The sequence below is a fragment of the Sphingomonas sp. CARO-RG-8B-R24-01 genome (genome assembly GCF_022662295.1).
Classification (GTDB): Bacteria; Pseudomonadota; Alphaproteobacteria; order Sphingomonadales; family Sphingomonadaceae; genus Sphingomonas.
Genome location: NZ_JAKNQI010000014.1, coordinates 1 through 14,984, shown reverse-complemented (window position 1 = coordinate 14,984; position 14,984 = coordinate 1). Strand labels below are relative to the sequence as shown.

General features: G+C 68.2%; 12 protein-coding genes. 4 read left to right on the top strand and 8 right to left on the bottom strand.

Annotation, left to right across the window (positions count from 1 at the left end; genetic code table 11):
* Positions 1-173: 173 nt before the first annotated feature.
* Positions 174-1,592 (bottom strand): glucuronate isomerase, encoded by a 1,419-nt coding sequence (gene uxaC, locus L8G49_RS20500; protein WP_242187829.1) that lies wholly within the window; start codon positions 1,590-1,592, stop codon positions 174-176.
* Positions 1,593-1,886: 294 nt separating this feature from the next.
* On the opposite strand from uxaC, the gene L8G49_RS20495 reads away from it, so the two are divergent.
* Positions 1,887-3,341: a mannitol dehydrogenase family protein gene (locus tag L8G49_RS20495; RefSeq protein ID WP_242187823.1), complete on the top strand. Its 1,455-nt coding sequence runs from the start codon at positions 1,887-1,889 to the stop codon at positions 3,339-3,341.
* 111 nt (positions 3,342-3,452) lie between these two features.
* On the opposite strand, the gene L8G49_RS20490 is transcribed toward L8G49_RS20495, so the two are convergent.
* The 6 genes from L8G49_RS20490 to L8G49_RS20465 form a co-directional block, all read right to left on the bottom strand.
* Positions 3,453-3,836 (bottom strand): cytochrome c-type biogenesis protein, encoded by a 384-nt coding sequence (locus L8G49_RS20490; protein WP_242138729.1) that lies wholly within the window; start codon positions 3,834-3,836, stop codon positions 3,453-3,455.
* A gap of 134 nt (positions 3,837-3,970) precedes the next feature.
* Positions 3,971-4,498: a redoxin family protein gene (locus L8G49_RS20485; protein ID WP_242187822.1), complete on the bottom strand. Its 528-nt coding sequence runs from the start codon at positions 4,496-4,498 to the stop codon at positions 3,971-3,973.
* Positions 4,495-6,453 (bottom strand): heme lyase CcmF/NrfE family subunit, encoded by a 1,959-nt coding sequence (locus tag L8G49_RS20480; protein ID WP_242187821.1) that lies wholly within the window; start codon positions 6,451-6,453, stop codon positions 4,495-4,497. Before L8G49_RS20480 ends, L8G49_RS20485 begins: the two co-directional genes overlap by 4 nt.
* 276 nt (positions 6,454-6,729) lie before the next feature.
* The gene (ccmE, locus tag L8G49_RS20475; protein ID WP_242187817.1) at positions 6,730-7,164 is read right to left on the bottom strand and encodes a cytochrome c maturation protein CcmE; all 435 of its coding nucleotides are present in this window, start codon (positions 7,162-7,164) and stop codon (positions 6,730-6,732) included.
* A gap of 97 nt (positions 7,165-7,261) precedes the next feature.
* The gene (gene ccmC, locus L8G49_RS20470; RefSeq protein WP_242187815.1) at positions 7,262-8,011 is read right to left on the bottom strand and encodes a heme ABC transporter permease CcmC; all 750 of its coding nucleotides are present in this window, start codon (positions 8,009-8,011) and stop codon (positions 7,262-7,264) included.
* A gap of 59 nt (positions 8,012-8,070) precedes the next feature.
* Positions 8,071-8,580: a helix-turn-helix domain-containing protein gene (locus L8G49_RS20465; RefSeq protein WP_242187812.1), complete on the bottom strand. Its 510-nt coding sequence runs from the start codon at positions 8,578-8,580 to the stop codon at positions 8,071-8,073.
* A gap of 129 nt (positions 8,581-8,709) precedes the next feature.
* On the opposite strand from L8G49_RS20465, the gene L8G49_RS20460 reads away from it, so the two are divergent.
* Together L8G49_RS20460 and L8G49_RS20455 are read left to right on the top strand one after the other, a co-directional pair.
* Positions 8,710-9,027: a hypothetical protein gene (locus L8G49_RS20460; protein WP_242187811.1), complete on the top strand. Its 318-nt coding sequence runs from the start codon at positions 8,710-8,712 to the stop codon at positions 9,025-9,027.
* Between the two features lie 154 nt (positions 9,028-9,181).
* On the top strand, positions 9,182-11,272 hold the full coding sequence (locus L8G49_RS20455; RefSeq protein WP_242138728.1) for a bifunctional (p)ppGpp synthetase/guanosine-3',5'-bis(diphosphate) 3'-pyrophosphohydrolase: 2,091 nt from the start codon (positions 9,182-9,184) through the stop codon (positions 11,270-11,272).
* A gap of 186 nt (positions 11,273-11,458) precedes the next feature.
* Here L8G49_RS20455 and L8G49_RS20450 read toward each other — a convergent pair whose 3' ends face one another.
* Positions 11,459-12,742 carry a DEAD/DEAH box helicase gene (locus L8G49_RS20450; RefSeq protein WP_242187809.1) on the bottom strand — a complete coding sequence of 428 codons (1,284 nt, stop codon included), beginning with the start codon at positions 12,740-12,742 and terminating at the stop codon, positions 11,459-11,461.
* A gap of 294 nt (positions 12,743-13,036) precedes the next feature.
* On the opposite strand from L8G49_RS20450, the gene L8G49_RS20445 reads away from it, so the two are divergent.
* Positions 13,037-14,857 carry a DUF885 family protein gene (locus L8G49_RS20445; RefSeq protein WP_242187807.1) on the top strand — a complete coding sequence of 607 codons (1,821 nt, stop codon included), beginning with the start codon at positions 13,037-13,039 and terminating at the stop codon, positions 14,855-14,857.
* Positions 14,858-14,984 lie beyond the last annotated feature (127 nt).

The window sequence follows — 14,984 nt, the reverse complement described above, 5'->3', positions numbered from 1 at the left end:
GCCCCCGCGTCCGTCACCCCGGCGGAGGCCGGGGCCGTGTGGTTACCCGCGCTCGGCGGGCGACCAGGTGTCGTATCGCCGGTCGCGCCCCGCAACGTGGCGGCCCCGGTCTTCGCCGGGGTGACGGGAAGGGACAGTGGCAGCCATATGCGGCGCGTGCTCGGCGTCGCCCGTCACCGATCGATCCGATACGCCCGTCGCACCAACCCGCTGGTCAACTCGTGCGCGAGATCGGCCGCTTCCCACTCCTCGATCCGGTGTTCCGCCACCAGCCGTGCGAGGAAGCCGCAATCGACGCGCCGCGCGACATCGTGCCGCGCCGGAATCGACAGGAACGCGCGCGTGTCGTCGTTGAATCCGACGGTGTTGTGGAATCCGGCGGTCTCGGTCGTCATCTCGCGGAAGCGGCGCATCCCCTCGGGGCTGTCATGGAACCACCAGGCGGGCCCGAGCTTGAGACACGGATAATGCCCCGCCAGCGGGGCCAGTTCGCGCGCGTACACGCTCTCGTCGAGCGTGAAGAGAATGATCGAAAGGTCTGTGCTTGTCCCGAACCGGTCAAGCAACGGCTTGAGCGCGTGGACATATTCGGTGCGTACCGGGATATCGGCACCCTTGTCGCGCCCGTGGCTCGCGAACAGGCCGGCATTGTGGTTGCGGAACGAGCCGGGATGGATCTGCATCACCATCCCGTCCTCGACCGACATCGCCGCCATTTCGGTCAGCATCTGCGCGCGGAACAGCTCGGCATCGGCAGGCGTCCAGCGGCCGCCGACGATCCTGCCGAACAGCGCCTCGGCCTCGACCGCGGAAAGGTTGGCGGTCGCGACGGTCGGGTGGCCGTGATCGGTGGCGGTCGCGCCTGCCGCGCGGAAGTCGGCGCGGCGCTTGCGGTGCGCGGCGAGATACCCCTGCCAACTGTGGACGTCCTCGCCGGTCAGCTCGGCAAAACGCGACATCGCCGCACCGAACTGTTCGTGCTCGACATCGATCACCCCGTCCGGGCGATAGGTGGTGACGACGCCCCCGTTCCAGCCCGACTCGCGGATCCGGTGGTGCGCGTCCAGATCGTCCTGCGGCCCCTCGGTGGTGGCGAGAAACGCGATGTCGAAGCGGTCGAACAGCGCGCGCGGACGGAACGCCGGCGTCGCCAGCTTCTCGGTGATCGTGTCGAAATACAGGTCGGCGGTGGCATCTTCCAGCGCGACGTCGAAGCCGAACACGTCGGCGAAGACATGGTCGAGCCACATGCGCGAAGGGGTGCCGCGGAACAGCGTGTAATGCTCGGCGAAGGTCCGCCACGCCGCGCGCGGGTCGGTCGCGGGAACGCCGGCGCGGCTCGGGATGCCGAGCGCGTCGAGCGCGATGCCCTGGCTGTAGAGCATGCGGAAGATATAGTGATCCGGCGCGAGCAGCAGCGCGGTCGCATCGCTCCACGGCGCATCGTCGGCGAACCAGCGCGCATCGGTATGGCCATGCGGGCTGACGATCGGCAGGTCGGCGATCTCGGCGTAGAGCGTCCGCGCGATGGCGCGCGTGGAAGGATCGGCGGGAAACAGGCGGTCGGGGTGCAAATCCAGGCGTCGCGTCATTCTGTTTCTCCCGAACCGGGTTGCCGTGCGATCTGGTAGGCGGTGGCGGGCACAGGGACAAGGTGCGATGCCGGGCGACGTTGGCAACCTGCTGCGGCACGCCGGGCCCGTCCCGTACAGCCGAAACGCCGCCCCCCCCAGTCGTTGCGAGCCCGGTCGAAAAACCCGGCACAGCATGCGTGGCCGTTTCTCGACGTCGTCCGCAACGAGCGGGAGATGGCGAAAGAGGCTGGCATCCCCGGCCCCTCTGCGGGTAACGCCGCACATCTTCAGTTCGAACAGCGCGGAAGCAGGATGACGATGCAGGACGACCGCCAGCGACTGGATTATGCCGTACTCGGTGCGCTTCCCGCCACCGTTGCCCGTCCGGATCGGTCGGCACCCGCGCCGATCGGGATCGTCCATTTCGGCCCCGGCGCGTTCCACCGGGCGCATCAGGCGGCGTATATCGATACGCTGCTCCAGCACGACCCGAGCTGGGGGATCGCCGCGGTCTCGCTGCGCAGCGCGGGCACGGTGACCGAGCTCGCCGCGCAACAGGGGCTCTACACGCTCGCGATCCGCGATGCCGAACCGCGCTACCGCGTGATCGGCGCGCACAGCCGTTTCCTCGGCCCCGACGACGCCGTGGAGACCCATGCGTTGCTGGCGGACCCGGCGGTGCGGCTGGTCACGACGACGGTGACGGAGAAGGGCTATTGCCTCGCCCCTAACGGGACGCTCGACCTGACGCATCCCGATATCGCGCACGATCTGACCGGCACCGAGACCCCGCGCAGCGTGATCGGCTGGATCGTCGCGGGACTGGCGGCGCGGCACGCCGCGGGGACGCCCGCCTATGTGGTGATGCCGTGCGACAATCTCGCCGACAATGGCGCGAAGCTGCACGCCGCGCTGATCGCCTACGCCGGCTTGCTCGACCCGTATCTCGCCGAATGGATCGCGGGCGAAGTCCGCGTGCCGGGGACGATGGTCGATTCGATCACCCCCGCCGCGGATGAAGCGCTCTACGCCGACGTCGCGGACACGCTCGGCGTCGTAGATCGCGCCGCGGTCCAGCGCGAGGGATTCGCGCAATGGGTGATCCAGGATCTCGGCGGACCGGTCGGGGCGGCGCTGGCCAGCGCGGGCGCAACGCTGACCGACGATGTCGCGGGGTACGAACAGGCCAAGCTGCCCGTCCTCAACGGATCGCATTCGACGCTCGCTTATGCCGGATTGTTGCGCGGCGCGACCAGCGTCGCCGAGGCGATGCAGGATGCGCCGCTCGCCGCCTTCGTCGACGCGATGATCCGCGCGGAGATCGTACCGATCCTTCCGCGCGTCGCCGGGTTCGATCACGACGCGTATCGCGCTGCGGTGCTGGCCCGGTTCCGCAATCCCGCGATCGTCCACCGGCTCGAGCAGATCGCCGCCGATGGCAGCCAGAAGCTGCCCTATCGACTCGGCGACACGCTCGCCGCGCACCGCGCGCGGGGGCAGCTGCCGCGGCATGTGGTGGCGGCGCTGGGGTGCTGGGTCGCCTTCCTGATGCAGCGCGCGCGCGGCGGCGTGGCGATCGTCGATCCGGCGGGCGAAGCGCTCGCGCTGGCGGCGCGCGACGGCGATGCAGCGGCGGTGCTGGGACGGCTGGTATCGGCGGGGCTGGGGTTCGATCCGGCGCTGGCGCAGGATGCGATGGTCATGACGGCGGTCGCAGCGGCCGCGGACGCGGCGGTTGCGGGGGATTGGGGAACGGTGCTGGGCTGACCCGGGTCTTCCGTCGCCACGGCGGAGGCTGGCACCGTCCCGTTGCCGCGCGGAACCGTCACGCGCGCGGCACGACGCGGCCCCGGCTTCCGACGGGGTGACGGTGGTCTGCTACCGCCGCCGTCGCTTGAAGCTGGCTCGCGCAAGCCAGACGCCGAGCACGAGCAACAACAGCGGTGCGATCCACAAGGGCGCGGTCAGCGCGCTGAAGGGCGGATCGTAGCTGATGTAGTCACCGTAGCGCGCGATCAGCCAGTCGCGGATCTGCGCCGGGCTCTGCCCCCCTTCGATCCGCGTCCGCACCAGCGAGCGCATGTCGCCCGCCATCTCGGCATTGCTGTCCGCGATCGACTGGCCCTGGCAGACGACGCAACGGAGCGTCGCCATCAATGCCTGCGCCTGCGCTTCCTTGGCCGGATCCTTGAGCTGCACGTTGGCGAGTGGCGCGGGCGGCAGGCTGCTGTCGGCGAAGGCCGGAGCGGTGAGGAGAAGCATTCCCACCACCGCGCTTCCCCGGCGAAGGCCGGGGCCCAGACGAGGGCGCTTTGTCATCGCGCGCAGTCCGCCGCGAAATCCGCCATCGCGACAGGGCCCCGGCCTTCGCCGGGGAAGAAGAACGGGGAAACCCCTCATTGCAACCCCCGCATCAGCGCGATCAGCCCCGGCACCTCGTCCTCGCGGATGTCGCCGACATGCTGCTGGACGATCCGCCCGCGCCCGTCGATCACGAACGTCTCCGGCACGCCCGACGAGCCGAGCGCGAGTTGCAGCGAACTCGTCTTGTCGTCGCCGATCGCGGCATAAGGATCGCCGTTGCGCGTCAGGAACTGCCGAATGTCCGCCGACGTATCGCGGATCGCAACCGCGTCGATCACCACGCCCGCCTGTTGCAGCCGAAGCAGTTGCGGTGCCTCGGCGACACACGGGATGCACCAGCTCGCGAAGACGTTGAGCAATCGCGGCTTGCCTGCGCCGAACTGCGTGCTGGCCAGCCCGGGCTTGGTCGGGAGGATCGGCGGCAGGTCGAAAGCGGGCAGAGTCTGCCCGACCAGCGCCGAATGCACCGTGCGGTCCGCCGGCTTGTACAACCCCCAGGCAATTAGCGCGAGCAGCCCGAGCGCGACCGCGAACGGAATCCAGATCAGTTGCCGACTCATGCGTAGGCGTCCGTGCGCACCCGGTCGCGGCGGGTGCGCAACAGCCGCCCGAGCAGCGACAGTGCCCCGCCGACCGCCACCAGCGCGCCGCCGAGCCAGATCAGCGTGACGAACGGCTTCCACCACAACCGCACCTGCCAGCGCCCCTGCGCATCGGGTTCGCCGAGCACGGTATAGAGCTGCCCGTCCCAGCGCGTCGCGATCGCCGACTCACTGGTCACCGTTACCGGATTGGCGAAAAACCGCGATTGCGGCCGTAGGAAGAAGACGCCGCCATCCGCCCCCCGCCGCGCGCTGAGCCGCGCCTCGATCGCGGACCAGTTCGGGCCGATCACCGGCTTCACCCCGTCGAGCGTCACGGTATAGGGCCCAACCCGCTGCGGCTCGCCGACCCGCGCGGCGACCAGCGTCGCCTGGGTGAAGGCGGTATCGCACGCCATCCCCGCGAGACTGACCGCGATCCCGAGATGCGCGACCACCATCCCATAGGTGAACAGCGGCGTCCGGCGCAGGTTGCGCTTCCACAAGGGCGCGACGCTTGCCGCCGCCAGGCCACCCGCGAGCGCCAGCCCGAGCAACGGCAGCAACGCGATCCCGCCGCTGGTCGCCGCGACGAGGATCAGCACCGCGCCGGTTACCGCGATCGGGATGGTGACGCGCCCCAGCGCCGCCTGCGCGGTATCGCGTCGCCAGCGCAGCAACGGGCCGACCGCCATCACCGCGATCAGCACCAGCGCGACCGGCCCGGCGGCCTTGTCGAAGAACGGCGGCCCGACCGACAATTGCGTCCCGAACCCCGCCGCGACGATCGGGTACAGCGTCCCGATCAAAACGACGCCGAGGATCACCGTCAGCAACAGGTTGTTCGCAACGAGCGCCCCCTCTCGGCTGACGAAGTCGAACGTCGTGCCCGCGCGCACCGTCCCCACGCGGAGCGCGAACAGCAGCAACGCGCCGCCGATATAGATGGCGAGCAGCGCAAGGATGAAGCTCCCGCGCGTCGGATCGACCGCAAAGGCGTGGACGCTCGTCAAAATGCCCGAGCGCACCAGGAACGTGCCGATCATCGACATCGAGAACGCCACCACCGCGAGCATCAACGTCCACGCACGCAGGCCATCGCGCGTCGCCAGCACCGTCACCGAATGGAGCAAAGCGGTCGCCGCGAGCCACGGCATCAGCGAAGCGTTCTCGACCGGATCCCAGAACCACCAGCCGCCCCAGCCGAGCTCGTAATAGGCCCAATACGATCCCGCGGTGATCCCGAGCGTCAGGAAGATCCACGCCCCCAGCACCCATGGCCGCATCGCGCGCGCAAAGGCGGGGCCGACATCGCGCGTGATCATCGCGCCGACCGCGAACGAGAAGGCGATCGAGATGCCGACATAGCCGATGTACAGGGTCGGCGGATGGAACGCCAAGCCGGGGTCCTGCAGCAACGGGTTGAGCCCGTTGCCGTCCGCGGGCGCCGGATCGATCCGCGCGAACGGATTGGAGGAGAACAGCAGGAAGGCATAGAAGCCGAGCGCGATCGCCGCCTGCGCGCCGAGCGTCGCGATCAGCGTCGGTCGTGCGAGGCTGCGTTCGAACAGCGCGACCGCCGCGCCGGCAATGCCGAGGATCGTGACCCACAGCAGCATCGAGCCCTCGTGATTCCCCCACGCGCCCGCCACCTTGTACAGCATCGGCTTGGCGGAGTGGCTGTTCTCCGCAACCAGCAGCACCGACATGTCGCTGCGCACGAACAGCGCGATCAGCAGCAGCATCGCAAGCAGCGCCAGCACGCCCTGCACAACCGCGACCGGGCGGACCGCCCGCAGCACGTCCTCGGTGGACGCAAGCTCGGCGAGCGCGGGCTTGGCCGACCGCCAGACGCCGAGCGCCGCGAGCAGGAGCTGCAACGCCGCCAGTGCGGCGGCGAACCAGAGTGCGGCCAGACCTGCTTCAGCGATCATGCCGCGTCCTCATCGCTAAAGTCTCTTCGTTCTCCCGCGAAAGCGGGAGTCCAGAGGTTGCGAGAGCTGTGAGCCGTTGTTCTGCTTGGCTCTGGATTCCCGCCTTCGCGGGAAAACAGCAAAGGACGGGTCCATAACCCAACCTTCGTGGAGGTTCTGCGAAAGCGGGAGCCCAGGAGTCCCGAATACCAACGGGCGTTGCGCCCCCCAGCCCTGGGTTCCTGCCTTCGCAGGAACACGGCGCAAAACCCGAGGAAGCAACCGTCAAATCAACCCTCATTGCACCAGCGTCTTCGTCTCGTGCATCTTGCCCGCCATTTCGGGGGGCATGTATTTCTCGTCGTGCTTCGCGAGCAGGTTGCTCGCGGTGAAGCTGCCATCGGGGTTGAACTGCCCCTCCGCCACCACACCCGAATGTTCCTTAAACAGATCGGGCGCGATCCCGCGGAACGCGACCGGCACGCGCGCGACCCCGTCGGTCACGACGAACTGCATCGTCACGCCGTCCGCGCGCTTGTGGAGCGACCCGCCCGCGACCATCCCGCCGAGCCGCACCGCGCGCCCCAACGGCAAACCGTCCTTCTTCACGTCGCCCGGCGCGTAGAAGAACGCCGCCTGGTCCTTGAGCGCCGACAGCGCCAGCGCGCTCGACCCGCCGACCGCCGCCACCGCGAGCGCGGCGAGCGTCAGGCGCTGGTGCTTGGCCTTCATTTCTCCGCCCTCCGCATCGCGAGATAGCTCCACGCCGCCAGCGCGACCGATCCGGCTGCGGTCAGCGCATAAGCGGCGATGATGAAGGGCCAGTGGCTCATGCCGGCACCTCGACATGATGCGCGCGCCGGCGCAATCGCGCCTCCGCCTTGGTCCGCGCGAGGATCGTGCGCATCCGCATCAGCACGATCCCCGCGAAGAACAGCGTGAAACCGCCGAGCGTGAACCACAAGGGCCACAGGATCGCGGGGGCGATCGTCGACTTGGTCAGGCCGATGCTCTGCCCCTGGTGCAGCGTGTTCCACCACACCACCGAGTAACGGATGATCGGCAACAGCACCGACCCGGCCACGCCGTACAGCGCCGCGATCCGCCCGCCGCCACCGAAGCCCGCGCGCTCATCCTCTGCGCGGACCAGCGCGAGGAAGCCCAGATAGACGAAGAACAGCAGCAGCATCGAGGTCAGCCGCCCGTCCCATTGCCACCACGTCCCCCAGGTCGGCCGCCCCCAGATCGATCCGGTTGCCAGGCACAAGGCAGCGAAGGTTGCACCTGGCAGCGCGATCGCGCGCGCCGCGATCATCGCCAGTGGATGGCGCCAGACCAAAAAGACCAACGAAGACAAGGCGATACCACTCCACCCCCCCATGCCGAGCCACGCGGTCGGGACATGGATGTAGAGGATCCGGACGCTGTCCTTCTGGAGATAATCGGGCGGGGTCTGAGTCAGCCCGGCCCAGCCGCCGAACAGGATCAGCGCGACCCCCGCCCAGAACAGCACCGGCGTCAACGGCCGTGCGAGCGCGAGGAAGCGCGCGGGGTTCGCAAGGGCGTGAAGGCTAGGCACGCGACAGGGATACGCAAGATCGCCGCGCGAATCCATAAGGCATCGCGGGCCCGCGCACGCTATTCGGCCGCACGGGCGGTCGCTTCGATCCCTTCCGGCTCCGCATAATTGACGTCCTCCGGCAGGGCCCACAACAGGTCGTGCTTGGTCAGCGTGCGCCCGTCCCACGATCGCACCTCGATCGGGCCGATCGGGCGGCGATCGCGCGCATCGACCAGCACCGGCGACGCGCGGAATCCCGTCTCCCACCGCTCGCCCCACTGGCGCAGCGCGAGCATCGTCGGCAACAGCGCGGTGCCCTTTTCGGTCAGCTGGTAATGGATCTTGCGCCGGTCCTTGATCATCGCGTCGCGCGTCAGGATACCGTGCTCGACCAGCCGCCCCAGCCGGTTGGCGAGGATGTTGCGCGCGATCCCCAGTTCGGACTGGAATTCCTCAAAATGATGGAGGCCGTTGAACGCGGCGCGCAGGATCATGAAGCTCCAGCGCTCGCCCATCGCCTCGAGCGCGGCGGGCAGGCTGCAGTTGACCAATTGTTCGCGCAGCGGTTCGCGGAGTTTTTCGTCCATGATTCCTCATCGTATCGCATTTTTGCACGGCAGGGAAACGGCACGCCACCAACACCGCAAGTTTCAGTTGCAAGTCGCAACCTACTTTGCTAATTGCTGCATTGCAAACATATCTCTGGAGTCGTTCTGATGTCCTCGACCTTTCGTGCCGCGGCGCCATTCCTGGCGACTGCCCTCCTGTTGACCCCGGTCGTCGGCCATGCCGCCGATGCCGGTCGCTATTATGTCGCAACGCCGGCTGCTGCACCTGCACAACAAATGCTGATCACCAGCGGCACCGTGTGGAAGTGGCGCGATACCGCGTTCACGGCCAGCAAAGGGCCGCAGCGCGAGAACATCATGTGCGAGATGATCGTCCAGCACGCGGGCAAGCTTTCCGCCTTCAGCGCCGGCGGCAAGGTGTTCGACGACGCGGCCCTGACCAAGTGCAACGCGCACGCCAAGTAAGGGCCGGAAGCAAGGCGCTGGCGGTTTCCGATCCCGCGGATCCTCCTCGCGAGGACCTTTACCCCCTTCCGCGCCGCGCGCGCGGGAGGGGTTTTTTCGGTTTGTTGCGCAAACAGGTTGCAAATCAAGCCGTCGCGACGCCATCTTGATGCGGATGTTGCGTCAGTATGAACTTGTCGATCGGGTCCTGGACTACGATCCCACGGCAAACGAAGCCCTGCTCAATCGCGCCTATGTCTTCTCGATGCAGGCGCATGGCAGCCAGAAGCGGGCCAATGGCGACCCCTATTTCAGCCATCCGATCGAAGTCGCGGGAATTCTGACCGATCTCCATCTCGATGACGAGACGATCGCCACCGCGATCCTGCACGACACGATCGAGGATACGGTCGCAACGCCCGAGGAGATCACCCGGCTGTTCGGGGCGAACGTCGCGCGACTCGTCGACGGCGTCACCAAATTGTCGAAGATCGAGGCGCAGACCGAAAACGAGCGCGCCGCCGAGAATTTGCGCAAATTCCTGCTCGCGATGTCGGACGACATCCGCGTGCTGCTGGTCAAGCTCGCCGACCGGCTGCACAACATGCGCACGCTGCATTTCATCAAGAACCCCGACAAGCGCAAACGCATCGCGCGCGAGACGATGGATATCTACGCCCCGCTCGCCGAGCGGATCGGCATGTACGAGTTCATGAAGGAGATGCAGACGCTCGCCTTCGCGCAGCTCGAGCCCGAAGCGTATGAATCGATCACGATCCGCCTCGCCCAACTGAAGGAGGGCGGCGGCGACCGGATCACCAAGATCGGATCCGGGCTCAAACTGCTGCTGTCGCGCCACGGGCTGGAAGCGGAGATTTCGGGCCGCGAGAAGCACCCCTATTCGATCTGGAAGAAGATGGCCGAACGGCACATCAGCTTCGAGCAACTGAGCGACATCATGGCGTTCCGCGCGATCGTGCCGAGCGAGGAGGCGTGTTACGAGGCGCTCGGCGTCATCCACCGGCGCTGGCCGATGGTGCCGGGGCGGTTCAAGGATTATATCTCCACCCCCAAGCGCAACGGCTATCGCTCGCTCCACACCACGATCATCCACGCCGACAATACCCGTGTCGAAATCCAGATCCGCACCCGCGAGATGCACGAGGAAGCGGAACTCGGGCTCGCCGCGCACTGGGCGTACAAGCAGGACAAGGTTCGCCCCGACACCCAGCACAGCTGGATCAGCGACCTGGTCGAGATCCTCGACAATGCCGAGAGCCCCGAGGAGCTGCTCGAACACACGCGCATGGCGATGTACCAGGACCGGATCTTCGCCTTCACCCCGAAGGGCGAGCTGCAACAGCTCCCCAAGGGCGCCACGCCGATCGATTTCGCCTATGCGGTCCATACCGATCTCGGCGACCAGGCGGTCGGTGCCAAGGTCAACGGGCGCGTTGTCCCGCTGCGCACCACGATCGAAAATGGCGATCAGGTCCAGATCCTGCGATCCAAGGCGCAGGAGCCGCAACCCAACTGGCTGAACTTCGCGATCACCGGCAAGGCGCGCGCGGCGATCCGCCGGCATCTGCGCCACAAGGAGCGGATCGAGACCCAGGCGCTCGGGCGCAAGATGTACGACGAGCTCGTCTCGCGCCTGCCCGCGCCGCTGTCGGGCGAGGCGCAGGCGATGGCGTTGCAGCGGCTGAAGGTGCCCGACGAGGCGGCCTTGCTCGAGGCGATCGCGCGGCGGCGGATTCCCGATGCGGCGGTGATGGAAGCGCTGATGCCGGGATCGGCGGGGACCGAGGCGATGCGCGACCTGCCGCCGCAATCGAACGCGATCTCGATCCGCGGGCTGACCGCGGGCGTGGCGTTCGACCTGGCCGAATGCTGTCACCCGGTCCCGGGCGACCGGATCGTCGGGCTGCGCCGACCCGATGCGGGGATCGAGGTCCATGCGATCGACTGCGACGTGCTGGGGGATGCCGACGACGCCGACTGGGTCGACCTGTCCTGGGGTGACAAGACCGAAGGTGCGACCGGGCGGATCTCGGTCGAGGTCAAGAACGAACCCGGCGCGCTGGGCACGATCGCCACGATCATCGGCGCGCAGAAGGCGAACATCGTCAACCTGCGGCTCGACAATCGCGATACCGGTTTCCACACCAACACGATCGACGTGGAAGTCCACGATGTGCATCACCTGATGCGCGTGATCGGCGCGTTGCGCGCGGCGGATGCGGTCAACGGGGTGGCGCGGGTCTAGGATTGCGCGGTCGGCCCGGCGCAGGCCGGGGCCGTGGTGTTACCCGGGCGCGGCGAGACGGCTGGGTGCGGTATCACCGGTTTTGCGCGCTTATTTGGCGGCCCCGGCCTGCGCCGGGGTGACGGCGGTCCGACATAAGAAGAACACGTCCCGCGACGCCCGTCACGCGCTTGTGATGCGCTCCGCTCAGGCGGCGCGGGCCGCCATGCGCGCGGCGAGCTTTTCTTCCTCGGTCCAGACCTTGCGTTCGCGCGGTGCCTTCGCGGGCTTGACCTGCTTGACCGGGCCGCCACCGAGCACCGGCGCGCGCTTGGTCGAGTGGCGCGCGACTTCGCAATGCCAGGCGTGGTCGTCGTGGACGGTCAGCGTCCGCCCGATCTCGCGCTCCACGTCGTGGAGCCAGGCGCGCTGCTCGGCATCGCACAGCGTGATCGCGAAACCGCTGCGCCCGGCGCGCCCGGTCCGGCCGATGCGGTGGACATAGCTTTCGGGCAGGCTCGGCAGATCGTGGTTGAACACGTGCGTCACCGTGTCGACGTCGATCCCGCGCGCGGCGATGTCGGTCGCGACCAGCACCTGCACCGTGCCCGCGCGGAACGCATCGAGCGCGCGCTCGCGCTGGCCCTGCGACTTGTTGCCATGGAGCGCCTCGGCGGTGATCCCCGCTTCGGTGATGAACGCGCAGACTTCGTTGGCGATGTTCTTCTGGAGCGTGAAGACGACCGCCTGGCCAATGTCGGGGGTCCGCAGCAGTTCGAGCAGCGCGGTCTTCTTGTTCGCGGCGTCGAGGAACATCACCGACTGCGCGATCCGGTCGACCGTGGTCGAGGGCGGCGCGATCTCGACGCTGGCGGGGTCGGTCAGCAGGCTCTCGGCGAACGCGGCGATTGCCTTGGGCATCGTTGCCGAGAACAGCAGCGTGTGGCGGTCCTTCGGCAGCGTCGCGACGAGGCGTTCGATCGGCTTGGCGAAGCCCATGTCGAGCATCTGGTCCGCCTCGTCGAGCACCAGCGCCTCGAGCGCGGAGAGGTCGCACAGGCCCTGGTCGACGAGGTCGAGCAGGCGTCCGGGGGCGGCGACGAGGATGTCGACACCGGCGTCGAGCGCCGCGACCTGATGGAACTGGCTGACGCCGCCGAAGATGGTGGTGACGGTGAGCGACAGATGCCGGCCGAAGCTCTCGAACCCCGCGGCGATCTGCGACACGAGCTCGCGCGTCGGCGCAAGCACGAGGATGCGCGCGCCGCCCTTGGGCGCCGGGCGGGGGTTCGCGGCGAGGCGGTGGAGCAGCGGGAGCGCGAAGGCGGCGGTCTTGCCGGTGCCGGTCTGCGCCATGCCGAGCATGTCGCGCCCCTCGAGCAGCAGCGGGATCGACTGCGCCTGGATCGGGGTCGGGGTGGCATAGCCTTCCTCGGCCAGCGCCTGGAGAATCAGCGGGGACAAGGCGAGATCGGCGAAAGTCGTGGTCATGATCGCGGCGCCTCCAGCGCTGAGCAAGGCTGCGCCGGAACGGGCTTAGCGTACGAGCGCGGGCAGGTAGGTTTTATGCTGCACTGCGTCAATCCGGAAAGCTGCCGCCCGGGTTGTACCGTCGTCGGTACCTCCCGCCGACGCGCCATATGACCATTGGGGCGGGGTCGGCCCTGGAGTGCGCGCGACCCTGGACGCCTGCCTTCGCAGGAGATTTGCTGCAGGGGGCGTCTTGTCGATCCGGTCGACGCTGGTACGATCCCGCCAGAGATCGTCACCGGAAGGACTTACCCCTTGCAACGCCGTACATTTCTTGGCGCAGGCAGCGCCGCTACCGCCATCGCGTTCGTCCCCCGCGTCGCCGCCGCCGCCGTACCCGCGGGCGACGCCGCGCTCAACGCGGCCTTCCAGACGATCTTCGAGCAGAACGTCCAGGAATCGCCCGAACAGGCGAGCAGCCTCGGGCTCGACAAAGGCGCCAACGCCGCGTTGAAAAGCCGCCTCGACGAACGCACCCCCGCCGCGCGCGCCGCAGCGCTTGCCCGCACCCGCAAGGCGATCGCCGCGGTGCAGGCGGTGCCGGTCGCCGGCCTGTCGCGCAGCGGCAAGCTCAACCGCGAGGTCGTGCTCTATTCGCTGACCCAACGCGCCGTCGGGCCGGAGAAGTTCGGGCTCGGTTCGCCGAACCGGCCCTATGTGCTGTCGCAGCAGTCCGGTGCCTATTTCGACGTTCCCGATTTTCTCAACAGCACGCACACGATCGTTACTGCCGCCGATGCCGACGCCTATTGCGCGCGAGTCGATGCGTTCGCGACCGCGCTCGACCAGGACAGCGCACTGCAGCGGAGCGAAGCCGCGCGCGGGATGGTCGCGCCCGATTTCCTGCTCGACCTGACGCTGGGGCAGCTCGCCAAGCTGCGCGCGCCCGCCGCCGCCGACAGCTCGATCGTCTCGTCGGTCGCGACCCGTGCCAAGGCGCGCGGCCTGTCGGGCGACTGGGACAAGCGCGCGGCGGCGAGCCTGAACGACAAGGTCTATCCCGCGCTCGATCGCCAGATCGCGCTGGTCAAGACGCTTCGCGCGGGCGCGCGCAGCACCGCCGGGATCGCCCCGCTCCCGCGCGGGAGCGAGATCTACGCCGCCGCGCTCGCCGCCGCGACGACGACCAGCTTTACACCTGATGAAGTCCACAAGATCGGGCTCGACCAGGTCGCCGACCTCAGCGCACAGCTCGATGCGCTGCTCAAGACGCAGGGGCTGACGCAAGGCTCGACCGGCGCGCGGCTGACCGCGCTCAACCAGCGGCCCGAACAGCTCTATCCCGATACGCCCGCCGGTCGCGCCGAGCTGATCGCGGGGCTCAACACCGGGGTCGCGGCGATGCAGGCGAAGCTCGGGCAGGCGTTCCTCAACCCGCCGTCCGCGCCGCTCGATATCCGTGCCGTCCCGGTCGAGATCCAGGACGGCGCGCCCAACGGCTATTACAAGCGCGCCGCGCTCGATGGCTCGCGTCCGGCGATCTACTTCATCAACCTGAAGAACATCGAGAACTGGCCGAAATACACGCTGCCGTCGCTGAGCTATCACGAGGGCGTGCCGGGGCATCACCTCCAGCTCAGCCTGGTCGCCGCACTCGACATGCCGGTGCTGCGCAAGCTCGGCTTCTTCAGCGCATACGGTGAGGGCTGGGCGCATTATGCCGAGCAGCTCGCCGAACCGCTGGGGGGCTATGCGACGCCGATCGAGCGCGCGGGCTATATCCAGTCGTTCCTGTTCCGCGCGGCGCGGCTGGTGGTCGATACCGGGATCCACGCCAAGGGCTGGAGCCGCGACAAGGCAACCGACTATTTCGTCGAGGTCGTCGGCTTCACGCGCGGACGCTCGCAAAGCGAGATCGAGCGCTATTGCGCGATGCCGGGGCAGGCGTGCAGCTACAAGCTCGGGCATCTCAGCTGGATGCGGGCGCGGGACACGGCGCAGAAGATCTTGGGCGCGAAGTTCGACCAGAAGCAGTTCCACGAAGTGCTGCGCGACGGCCCGGTCCCGCTGACGATCCTCGAGCGGCTGAGCGAGGAACGCGCGCGGGCGCAGCTTGCGGGGACGCCGATCGCGTAAGGTACATCCTCCGCTTCCCCCCAATAGAAACGCTTCCCCGGCGAAGGCCGGGGCCCAGTAGCGAAGGTTTTTGCAACTGTGCGCAGCCTGCGGCCATGCCGGTTGCGCTCCTGGGCCCCGGCCTTCG